12 protein-coding genes and 1 pseudogene are annotated in these 10799 nt (G+C 43.5%); 7 read left to right on the top strand and 6 right to left on the bottom strand.

Annotation, left to right across the window (positions count from 1 at the left end):
- A partial coding sequence (locus OSCI_RS31420) for a hypothetical protein (protein ID WP_234708732.1) occupies nt 1–262 on the top strand: 262 nt, incomplete at its 5' end.
- Between the two features lie 229 nt (nt 263–491).
- On the opposite strand, the gene OSCI_RS10020 is transcribed toward OSCI_RS31420, so the two are convergent.
- Both OSCI_RS10020 and OSCI_RS10015 read right to left on the bottom strand, forming a co-directional pair.
- Nucleotides 492–719 (bottom strand): hypothetical protein, encoded by a 228-nt coding sequence (locus OSCI_RS10020; protein WP_007354822.1) that lies wholly within the window; start codon nt 717–719, stop codon nt 492–494.
- Entirely contained in the window at nt 716–2485 is a 1770-nt protein-coding gene (locus OSCI_RS10015) for a S8 family peptidase (RefSeq protein WP_007354821.1), read from the bottom strand. The genes OSCI_RS10020 and OSCI_RS10015 overlap by 4 nt, the downstream gene beginning before the upstream one ends.
- A gap of 235 nt (nt 2486–2720) precedes the next feature.
- On the opposite strand from OSCI_RS10015, the gene OSCI_RS10010 reads away from it, so the two are divergent.
- Together OSCI_RS10010 and OSCI_RS32220 are read left to right on the top strand one after the other, a co-directional pair.
- Entirely contained in the window at nt 2721–3143 is a 423-nt protein-coding gene (locus OSCI_RS10010; protein WP_173401168.1) for a hypothetical protein, read from the top strand.
- A 232-nt stretch (nt 3144–3375) separates the two neighbouring features.
- Entirely contained in the window at nt 3376–4113 is a 738-nt protein-coding gene (locus tag OSCI_RS32220; protein WP_007354819.1) for a rubrerythrin family protein, read from the top strand.
- 219 nt (nt 4114–4332) lie between these two features.
- On the opposite strand, the gene OSCI_RS10000 is transcribed toward OSCI_RS32220, so the two are convergent.
- Both OSCI_RS10000 and OSCI_RS09995 read right to left on the bottom strand, forming a co-directional pair.
- A complete protein-coding gene (locus OSCI_RS10000) occupies nt 4333–4605 on the bottom strand; it encodes a type II toxin-antitoxin system RelE family toxin (protein WP_007354818.1) in 273 nt (90 codons plus the stop codon).
- A gap of 4 nt (nt 4606–4609) precedes the next feature.
- Complete coding sequence (locus OSCI_RS09995; RefSeq protein WP_007354817.1) at nt 4610–4804, bottom strand: hypothetical protein; 195 nt, start codon at nt 4802–4804, stop codon at nt 4610–4612.
- Nucleotides 4805–4919: 115 nt separating this feature from the next.
- Here OSCI_RS09995 and OSCI_RS09990 point away from each other — a divergent pair.
- The 3 genes and pseudogenes from OSCI_RS09990 to OSCI_RS09985 all read left to right on the top strand — a co-directional run.
- Nucleotides 4920–5566 (top strand): annotated as a pseudogene (locus OSCI_RS09990) (transposase); the annotation flags it as partial.
- 287 nt (nt 5567–5853) lie between these two features.
- Nucleotides 5854–6030, top strand: a complete 177-nt coding sequence (locus OSCI_RS30645) for a hypothetical protein (protein ID WP_007354814.1) — start codon at nt 5854–5856, stop codon at nt 6028–6030.
- A 10-nt stretch (nt 6031–6040) separates the two neighbouring features.
- Nucleotides 6041–6430 carry a hypothetical protein gene (locus tag OSCI_RS09985; protein WP_007354813.1) on the top strand — a complete coding sequence of 130 codons (390 nt, stop codon included), beginning with the start codon at nt 6041–6043 and terminating at the stop codon, nt 6428–6430.
- Nucleotides 6431–6529: 99 nt separating this feature from the next.
- On the opposite strand, the gene OSCI_RS09980 is transcribed toward OSCI_RS09985, so the two are convergent.
- Both OSCI_RS09980 and ppsA read right to left on the bottom strand, forming a co-directional pair.
- Nucleotides 6530–6775 (bottom strand): DUF4926 domain-containing protein, encoded by a 246-nt coding sequence (locus OSCI_RS09980; protein WP_007354812.1) that lies wholly within the window; start codon nt 6773–6775, stop codon nt 6530–6532.
- Between the two features lie 215 nt (nt 6776–6990).
- On the bottom strand, nt 6991–9468 hold the full coding sequence (gene ppsA / locus OSCI_RS09975; RefSeq protein WP_007354811.1) for a phosphoenolpyruvate synthase: 2478 nt from the start codon (nt 9466–9468) through the stop codon (nt 6991–6993).
- A 578-nt stretch (nt 9469–10046) separates the two neighbouring features.
- Here ppsA and OSCI_RS09970 point away from each other — a divergent pair.
- On the top strand, nt 10047–10433 hold the full coding sequence (locus OSCI_RS09970; protein WP_007354809.1) for a winged helix-turn-helix transcriptional regulator: 387 nt from the start codon (nt 10047–10049) through the stop codon (nt 10431–10433).
- Nucleotides 10434–10799: the final 366 nt, after the last annotated feature.

The following is a 10799-nucleotide window of genomic DNA, read 5'->3' as shown; positions in this document are numbered from 1 at the left end:
CGTTCTCGGCTTGAGTTCGATATTGAGCCGAAGCGTTAATCCAGACCAGAATTTATTTGCGAGGTGGTGTGAAGCTAGAGAGCACTCTTATTCCATCACATCATCTGTTGCCGGTTCACTAGGAGAAAAGCGATCGCTAAAAATTTCTTCTAACTCATACGGACAATTTTTTGAAGTTAGTAACTATACTGCTCTAGCTTGTCCATTATACAATCACCTGATTTTTATTGTACTTTTATTCCATATTCCTAAATCATCCTGAAACATCCCCCCTCTGACTGGAGACTAAATCAGTAGATGCACCCTGATAGATGAACCCTAACCAATTACGGCTAGGGTTTTTTATTTATCCCCACAACAAATTTTAAAAATTATCCTGAAACTTTCCCCCCCTCAACGGATACTAAATTAGTAGATGCACCCTGATGGATAACCCCCAACCAATTCTGGCTGGGGTTTTTTTTTCACCCTGGCAAAAAACTTACCATCAACTAATCACCATCAACCTCAAAAGATTGCACTTCCAACACTGGGCCAATCATTGCAAAAGTCATCACATCCTTTCGCACTTCACCCTTAACGCTGACTTTCTGACCGGCTTTTTTTAACTCAGAGGGAACTTCCTTAAGTTCATAAGTTTCGCCGCCATCGCTTACTAGAGCCCAAGTACCAGGCCCTAATCCTTTGCGTTCAATGACACCTTTAACAGTGATACTCATGCAGTTCTTACCTCCGATTTAAGTGCTAAACGTGCTATTACTAAACACAGTAAAGCATTGACAATCAAGAAAATTTGAGCTGGCAAACCCGTACCCACACCCCAGACAGCGGGGGATACTGCTGCACTTACAGCTAAACAACTAGAAACACCAATTGCTGAACCAATAGCGATCCATTTCCATTCTTGATGTCCTAAAAATAGGGCAATTAAAACAAACGGAATTAAGGCACTGGCAAAAATTGGATTCAGCATCGCACTACCCTGAATGGTATTGCCAAATTCAGGAATAGAACTGCCCATCATCCGTAAAGGCCATTGGGGAAGGTCAAAGATATAAAGACCTTTTAGGAAAAATAACCCGGAACTGCCAGCAACTAAACCACCAGAAAATCCCCAACTCCATTGGAAGGGGAAATAATTCCGCAAGAACCAAGCCAGCATATAGGAACCGATTACCATCGCTAATTTAGGTAAAAGGGCGACAGCGCCGCCATCAATCCAAAAGCGGGGATTGAGATAGCCGTTATCCCGCAACCAGCGGAAGAAATCGCGGAAAGTGACTTGACCTTTATTTGCTAGCTGAACTGCTGCGGCTGCATCGAGTTGACCTGCGCCAAAGTGGTTGAGGGGATCTTCGGCGACAACTCGCGCTGATTGCAATAAGACATTCCGCATTTGGTCTGGTTCGGTAACGCCTGTGGCCTTCAATAAGGCTGCAACTCCGGCGACGTGGGGGGCGGCCATGCTAGTGCCTTGGTAGCCTTCAAACACTTCTGCACCCGTTTCTGGGTCAATCGTACTTTGTAGGATTTTGCCAGCTTCGGAACCGCCGGGGGCAGAGATATCGACTCCTGCGCCAAAGTTGGAATAGGGTGCCATTTCGCCGTCGGGGCCGAGGGCCGAAACGCCGATGACGTGGGGATAGCGGGCGGGATAGGATGCCGAATTTTCACCGGAGTTACCGGCGGCGGCAATGATGGTAACGCCTTTGCTGTGGGCGTAGGCGATCGCATCTTCCATCAGTTGACTTTCGCCACCGCCGCCGAGACTCATGTTAATCACATCTGCGCCGTTGTCAGCGGCAAATTTGATCGATTCGGCGATGTCGGAAACAGTACCGCCACCCTGGGCGCTTAAGACTTTGAGGGGCATTAAAGCGGCTTGGTAGGCGATGCCGGCTACGCCGTAACCGTTATTAGTGGATTGGGCGACAGTCCCGGCGACGTGGGTTCCGTGTCCGTTATCGTCAAAGGCTTCGGCGCGATCGTTTACGAAGTCGTAGCCGGGGACGAATTTGGTATCTTTTAAGTCGGGAACAACTGTGATGCCTGTATCAATTACGGCTACGGTTACGCCGTCGCCTTTAGTTTCGTTCCAAGCGGCTTCCACGTTGATGCTGCGGAGGTTCCACTGCTTGTTATACATGGGGTCGTTGGGAACGTCTAAGGCACTGTAGACGTAGTTGGGCTCGATGTATTCGGTATCTTTGGCTAATTTGGATTTTTTCAGGGCGTTGAGGAGAGTGCGATCGCCTCTGACAACATATACATTATCGGCTACTGAGAATTCGCTATTAAGTTGGGGGGAGACACCGTACTGAGAAGCGATCGCGCTTACCTCTCTGGCAATCTCAGCACTGCCGATATCTTCCCGGAAGTCGAGGACAATGCTATCGTAGGTGCCGGATGTCGCCAATCCTGAGAAGTTGGAAATCGTCCAGCCCAGCCCTATTAAAAATAAGCATAGAAGGAAAAACTTTTTCATGGTAAATAGTCCATGTCGGGGGGGTTTGCTCACCAGAATAACCCAAGTTTACTCTATGAGACAGGAATGTTGCACGATAGTTACACGAGACTTACGCACTCTCTAGCATTTTCTGCGATCGCATAGCCTGTGCGTAGCCGTTACCACCCGCAAGCAATCTCAAACGTTAATTTTTGGCGATCGCTGTGTAAGTCTTGTTACAGAAAAATCTCAAATCCTAAATCTAAAATCAACAATGGAAAGAGGTCTAATGTGGCTGCCACTGCTGGCAGTTTTTATCTGGTTAGCTTGGGCTGGTTGGAATGAGTATCAAAAAGTGGAAGCTTATCGCCTCTGGGCGCAGCAGTTTGAGAAGGTAAAATACGATATTTATGCAGTGCTTGGTCAGAATGGGGATAGTTTAACTTGGGGGAAACCAACTCGCAATGGCCCTATGAATTTGCAGACCTTTTCTTTGCAGGATGTAGAGTCAATTGGGCTTGTCGTTAATAATCAATCCGTTGATTTGCAAAAGCTACCTAATTCGGGACGCGATATTGCTTTGAAATTTTTGTTTAAAAACGCCTCTGTTGTGCTAATTCCATTTACACAAATTGACTTAGCTGCTGAATGGGAAAAATATTTGCAACAGGAATTGGAACACTGGAAATTAGGGTAAAGAAAGGTAAGGTGTAATTATTTTTGGCACATCCCTGGTAAAATCAAACTAAGTAGTCGGACATAATTAAACGTAGGGTGGGCGCTCGCCGCAACAAGCCTGTAAATCATAGCAGAAGATAGTTGTAGGTGAGCGCCCACCTTACAATTTAGCGCTTATTATGTCCGACTACTTACAAGGGCAAAGAAAGTTTGCCCAGAGATGACAAAACTAACCTAAGAGAGGAACACTTATGAGTTCAGACTTATCTCCTGAAATGGATCTATCAAACTCGAACACTCTGAAAAATCTCGAAGCCGCCTTTGGTGGCGAATCGATGGCTAATCGCAAATATCTGTACTTTGGAGAACTAGCGAATAAGCTGGGATTTAAGGAGTTATCTAAGCTGTTTAAAGAAACTGCTGCACAGGAAACAGAACACGCTTTTGCTCACTTTTCTTTACTGCATCCAGAATTAAATGTAGCCGATCCAGATGGTTTATCTGATGCCCAAAAACAGGAAATCATGGCTCGTTGTCTATCTTTAGCCATTGAAGGTGAAACCTACGAATATACCACGATGTATCCTGATTTTGCAGCGGATGCGGTGCGCGATCGCGACGGCATAGCAGCAGCAGAATTTGACTCTCAAGCCAAAGAATCTGCCGATCATGCTTACATTTTTAAAGAAGCTGCTCACCGTTTTGGGTTGTTGAAATACATCGAAAACTATCATGCCGATCGCTACAACGATACGCTACGAGTATTGCAGGGAGGGGAAGCTGATACGCGGGTTGTTGGTGAAGATCCTGCTACTCGCAAATGGATCTGCAAACAGTGTAGCATGATTTACGATCCAGTTGTTGGCGATCCCGATTCAGGGATTGCTCCGGGAACCCTTTTTGAGGACATTCCTGATGATTGGGTTTGCCCGATTTGCGGCGCAGAGAAGAAATTATTTATGCCTTTTGAAGAGAAAGTGGCGGCATAATTAGCTTGTGTTTTAGGGTGGGTTTTTTGCCTGCCCTAAAAGTATGTGAAGCGAAGCTATTCGGTAGGTAGCTTTTTCCCGTTGGGAGAATTGCGATGCCTGCGGCTGGCTACGCCTATGCGTTTTTTCAATGAGGATTATCGAGTGCGATCGCGTTAAGCTACTTTGGGGAAAATTTCAATTTTAACACTCATGCCTACTTGGTTAAGCATTGTAATTCTATGGAAAAATTCTGTATATATCTCGGCGGTGCGCCACTCGCTGACAAATCAAAGTTTTTGTCGGTGCATCAACTGTGAGTCCGATACGGTAGTCACCTACACGAATTTTATATTTATCTGCATAACCTTTCATTTTTTCCAGATATCCTAATGCAAAGGGATTGTCTGATTCTAAAAATTGAAAGACTATCGGTTCTATCCTACTTTTAATTTCAGCAGGTAAAGCAGCTAGTTCTTTGAGAAACCGCTTTGTATATTCAACTTGCCACATAATTTTATATTATTGAGTTATAATAATTAAGGGCTTGTTCTTTTGATAATCGCTCATCATCTTCAGTTTCTTCTATGAGTTTAGCCAAGCCATAGTTTTCCAAAATTTCCTCAATTTTCTCAAATTGTTCAAGAGGGATTTGAACCGCGATCGGCTGATGATTTTCGTTAACTACATAACTTTTATGAATTTCTAGCATTTTGTAATTTCTTTTGAGATATATAGTTCACTTATTTATGATAATTGATACAAGTTATTTTGTCAAGATGTGATGCCTGCGGCTGGCTACTCCTATGCGCTTTTTCAATCGTTACATCCGACAAAGAGCGTTAATATTTTTATTACTAAACAACGGAAATACACAAGCTCAAACTGCTGAACTAATTGGATGTTCTCTCAGAAAAATTGCCTACTGGAGCATTCATGGTGATCCTGATAATTTAGACAGTTTTAAAGATAATAGGATGAAGGGTAATTACCGAAAAGCCACAGAAAAATACATTAATTTACTTTTAGAAACAGTTGAAGTAGAGCCTGAGCAATATGGTTACGAGTTCGGAAGATGGACAACAGCTAGACTTGCAATACATCTAGGAGAGAAGACGGGAATTGATCTGAGTAGTATCCAAGTAAGGAGAATTTTAAAATCAAAAAAGTATGTTTACCTCTGGGCTAAATACAGCTTAGAGGATAAGCAAGATACCATAGTTTTCATAAAAAAGCAGAGACTTTACAGAAAATAGCGTCAGAAATGCCGAATCTAATCATAGAGTTTTTGCCCAAATATAGCCCTGACTATAACCTAGTTGAATTAGTATGGCATTCCGCCAAGGAATATGTTGCCAATAGATTATTTGAATCCCTTGAAAAACTAGAATCACTGTTACATAAACTTTTAAATGAAGGAGGACTAATTATGAAATGGAACCGAAAAATAAAAAATAAAGGTAACGCGAGTTAATGCAGTTTAGATGTCGAACAGCTTATCGTGGCTGGACTTGAGTTTAAGAGGAGAAAGCTACCACTATTGTGTTCTGAAGTAGCAATTTCTCACTCAATGAAGGCAGATCGCTCTTTTTTACAAGATGCGCGATCGCCCCTCTCCCATCTCTCAATCTCAAAGCGCGATCGCTCTTTTTTCTATTCACCCGCAAATATTTTGTATGTTAACATGATAACATATTAGCTTGTACAGGATGTGCGAGCGTGAGAATATAGCAATTGGAGGAAACCTAACAAGGGGGATGAGTGAGAGATCCAGAGCGGGAAAAAGAAGAACTTGGCAATCCCATCAACGAACCCGTACAAGCATATAACTTAAAAGAAGCCAAAAAGAAATGCGAACAGCTAGCAAGTCAATACGAACGGCCTCTTGTAGACGTTCGCCCTGAAGGAAAAGCCTGGTTTTGCTGCTACTTTCAGTGAGGGAAAACATATGAAAATTCGAGAATCAGTTGGTCAAAGCGTATGGAACTCTGCTCTTGGTTGGTGCTGCGAACCTCTTGACCCCATACCGCCCGGTTATATTGCCCTAGCTATTGAAGCGATGGATCTCGATCTTGTAGACTGGGATATTGAAGAAATTGGGGAAAAAGTAGGTTTTAATATTGAGTACAGATACACAGGAGTTAATGACCCTAAAGATTCATCTTTAGCTTGTGTAAGTCAGTTTGTTGGCATTTATGAGGACTGGTCAAAGCTGCATCGAGATTTGGAAGCTTTGATAGCTGCCGGCATCCCGCGTCATCTATTTAAAATACTGACTTCCAACGATGACATTGATTTAAAACCTGTTACGGAATATGCGAAAGCTACTCTTGTTTAGGCTGCAAATCAAACAGAAGTAAGCTCCGCGATCGCTCCTCTATCCCAAATAACAAAAAGCGCGATCGCTCTCCCCATTACTTTACTTCTATCCTACAATTTAGCTAACCTCTGCTAGGGGCCGAACGGTTAAAATTTCATCGTTTCTCAAGGGTTTAATTGCAGAAGTAGGAACAATGACAACGGCAATTGATTCCCCAGTAGCGCTGAAGATTTCTAGCACGCTACCTTCTTCTCCGTTACCCGGATGGGGGACATAATCAATGAGAGTGGCTACATCACCTTTTTTGAGGTGATGTTCTGGAAAATCGCAATTTAAGGAAACACGCTGGTAGAGGTCAAACATTTTTTATTTGACAATGCACTGGTATCGCTCTTTTTTATTAGGCGCGATCGCTCTTTATTTAGAAGATTTTAGTGTAGCACTGAAAGCCCATCAATAGGCGATCGCAGTTAGATTTAGTATTTATCATCGCCGACAAAAAGAAAACTACCCCAGTAGAAATTCTACCAGAGCAGCCTCATAAAACTAAAATTCAATCCAATAACCCAAAATAAAAATTAGCCAAGCTTAGCAACATCCATCGCTAAATCCATCACCCCACCCGAAGACTCAAGTTTGGCAATATCCAACAAAGTCTTCAACACAGAATCAGGATTCAAAGACAGCGAATCAATTCCTAACTCAACTAAGAACCGCGCAAACTCAGGATAATCGCTCGGCGCTTGACCGCAAATTCCAATCTTACGGTTATATTTCTTCGCCGCCTTAATTGCAATTTGTACCATCCGTTTAACTGCCTCATTGCGCTCATCAAAAATGTGAGCAACCAAAGCTGAATCGCGGTCTAAACCTAACGTTAACTGCGTTAAATCGTTCGATCCAATGGAGAAACCATCAAAGACAGCGGCAAATTCATCAGCGAAAATGACGTTACTTGGTAACTCGCACATTACGTAAACTTGCAACCCATTTTCACCCTTAACTAAACCATGTTTTGCCATCTCTGCTAACACTTTTCGGCCTTCATCTGGGGTGCGGCAAAATGGAATCATCGGGATGACATTCGTCAAACCCATTTCATCCCGTACCCGCTTCAAAGCTTTGCATTCCAGAGCATAAGCCTCCCGGTAATTCGGGTCATAATAGCGAGAAGCACCGCGCCACCCAATCATCGGGTTTTCTTCCTTGGGTTCAAATTGGCGACCACCCAAAAGATTTGCGTATTCATTGCTCTTGAAATCGCTCATCCGCACTACTACAGGATTGGGATAAAATGCCGCTGCAATCATACCAATGCCATGAGCCAGTTTATCCGTGAAGAAATCGGGTTTGTGTTCGTAAAGCGCGGTCAATTCAGCGATTTCGTTTTTAACAGCTTCATCCTCCAACTCATCAAACTTAATCAATGCCATCGGATGTGCTTTGATGTGATTGGCAATAATGAACTCTAAGCGTGCCAAACCAACACCGTCACAAGGAATTGCAGATAAACCGAATGCTTCCTCTGGATTGCCAACATTCATCAAGATTTTAGTGCGAGTTTTGGGCAAGTTATCCAGTGCAGTTTCTTGGACTTCAAAGGGTACTAAACCTTCATAAACTTTGCCTTCTTCTCCTTCAGAACAAGAAATTGTCACCTCTTGACCTGTTTGCAAAACTTTCGTCGCGTCGCCGCAACCAACGATCGCAGGGATTCCCATCTCGCGAGCAATAATCGCCGCGTGACAGGTGCGGCCACCAGCATTAGTGACGATCGCGCTGGCTTTTTTCATAATCGGTTCCCAGTCGGGGTCGGTTTTGTTCGTCACCAAAACTTCACCAGCTTGGAAATCATCAATTCTGTGTGCATCCAGAATTACCCGCGCTTTACCTTGTCCAATCATTTCGCCAACGGAACGACCTTTAACTAGGATATTTCCTGTGCCTTTGAGCTTGTAATTCCGCAGGACAGAACCGGATTTTTGCGATTGTACGGTTTCCGGCCGCGCTTGGACGATGAATAGTTCGTTTGTGAGCCCATCTTTCGCCCATTCAATGTCCATCGGCGTATACATACCGCGCACTTGGGAGTAGTGATCTTCGATCAAAACGGCCCATTTTGCTAGTTGCAGAATTTCATCGTCCTCGATCGCAAATTTTCCCCGTTCTGAGACTGGTACTGATACGTTTTTCGTGTACTTAGAGCCGCCCAAGTCATACACCATTTTGACTTCTTTTGTACCCAGGCGTTTCTCTAAAATCGGGCGGAAACCCTGTTTGAGTGTGGGTTTAAACACTAAGTATTCGTCGGGGTTCACGGCCCCTTGCACGACGTTTTCACCCAACCCGTAGGCGGCGGTGACGAGCGCTGCATTCTTAAATCCGGTTTCTGTATCGATCGAGAACATCACCCCAGAGGATGCCAAATCCGATCGCACCATTTTTTGAACGCCAACTGAAAGCGCAACTTCAAAGTGGTCGAAACCTTTGATTTGACGGTAGGAAATAGCGCGATCGGTGAAAATGGAAGCAAAGCACTTGTGAGTGCAGTCAAGCACGCCACTGCAACTTTGAACATTCAGATAAGTTTCTTGCTGTCCGGCAAAACTCGCATCTGGCAAGTCTTCTGCTGTAGCGGACGAGCGCACGGCGACATCTGTGGCTTCGCCGTAGCGATCGCACAATTGTCCGTAAGCGCCTGTAATTGCATCTTGCAAGTCTTGCGGAAAAGGTGTTTCTAAAATCAAAGTCCGTGCTTGCTTGCCTCGTAGCCGCAGATTTGGCCCATCTTCTACGTCTAAGTCGGCAAAGAGCGATCGCAATTTCGCTTCTAAACCCGCCGACTTAATAAAGTAGCGGTAGGCGTAAGCTGTGGTAGCGAATCCATTAGGAACATTAATACCTTTGGGGGTGAGTTGTCGAATCATTTCCCCTAAAGATGCGTTCTTTCCGCCCACTAGCGGGATATCTGCAATCCCTACCTCATCAAACCACAGCACAAGGGCTTCTTCTTTAGCAACCTTGGTATCCGTATTTTTAACTAATGTTTCAAGCATGGGTTTAGTTCCTCCAAGCTTAAGCTCAATCTGACAAGCTTAAGACAAAACTTTTAAATGTACTTTTGTTACCAATTCATCTCGAAAGGTAACGAACTCTTGACTAATGGGTTTAAATGATGTTAAACAATGTATCTGGGATAGGTCAGAGATTGATCCCCAGCAATTAACCGTTAATTCTTAGGGTGATTTTCTATGCCTAGCGAGAGATACTTCGTCGGAGAGACTTTTTTATTCCCTCTATTTACATCTTATTACTTCTATTCCTAACCACAAGATAGTTACGGCAAGTCTCCTTAGTTACCAAAAGTAAAAAATTGGCACTTACTGGCTTGTATAGGTTATTATAAAAAAAGATTAAGGAAACAATAAAAATTAGGCCCGGCGAATAAGTCCAGACGAATAGTCCAGGCGAATAGAATTCGCGGCTACACAACCGAAGTCCGCCTGCGCGGACTGGAAAAACATTGAGGGTTTTGAAACCCTCGTCGGCGGGTTTAGTTTGCATAGTAGCGGTTTTAACCGCCTAGTTGAGTTGACAAAAAGTTGATTCCTTAACATCTAATTAAGCTAAACAAATGAAAATAAAACATAATTTAACCGATGCTGATTCCCGAATTAAGGCTAGCTGGTGTTTTGATAGTAGCTGTCCGATTCAGTTCATGCTAGAATTACTAGGGAGTAAATGGTCTGTGCTGATTTTGCGAGAGCTATTTAGGTGCGATCGCCGCACCCATGAACTTTTAGAAGCTTTACCTGGTATTAGCTCCAAAACCCTAACTCTGAGGCTCAGAGAGTTAGAAATGCACGGTTTAGTGAAACGGACTGTTTATCCAGAAATTCCGCCTCATGTTGAATATGCTCTCACAGAGAAAGGCCGAGAAGTTCAGCCAGTGATGGTGGCCCTTAAACAGGTAGGAGAGCGGTGGTTAGGGAAAAAAAGTTGTGCTTGTCCTTTGGAATGAGTCGGTCAAGAGTGCGAACTCTGGATTTTAGCCATTGTCAATAATTTAGGCTTCGCAACGCAAAAGCCTTAAGTAGTCGGACATAAATAAACGTAAGTATGTCATTGTTCGCTGTGCTCCGCAATCGCAAGGACTTGAGGTGGTTTCCCAACCCTCGCAATGGCAATCTTTATGTCCAGCTACTTACAACCCACATTCCGCAGGTAAGTAGGTGGACATAAATAAACGCTATAAATTGTCAGGTGGGCGCTCGCCTCTCTCAAGAATTAAAAATGTAAAATTAAAAATTAAAAATGTAATTGATTTCTTTTTTAATTTTTAACTTTTAATTTTTAATTGGATTTAGCTATGAGTTACAGGCTGGTT

It is taken from the genome of Kamptonema sp. PCC 6506 (assembly GCF_000180455.1).
In the GTDB taxonomy this organism is placed as follows: domain Bacteria; phylum Cyanobacteriota; class Cyanobacteriia; order Cyanobacteriales; family Microcoleaceae; genus Kamptonema; species Kamptonema formosum.
Note: the sequence above shows the minus strand (reverse complement) of the source record. Positions and strands in the feature narration are given on the sequence as shown.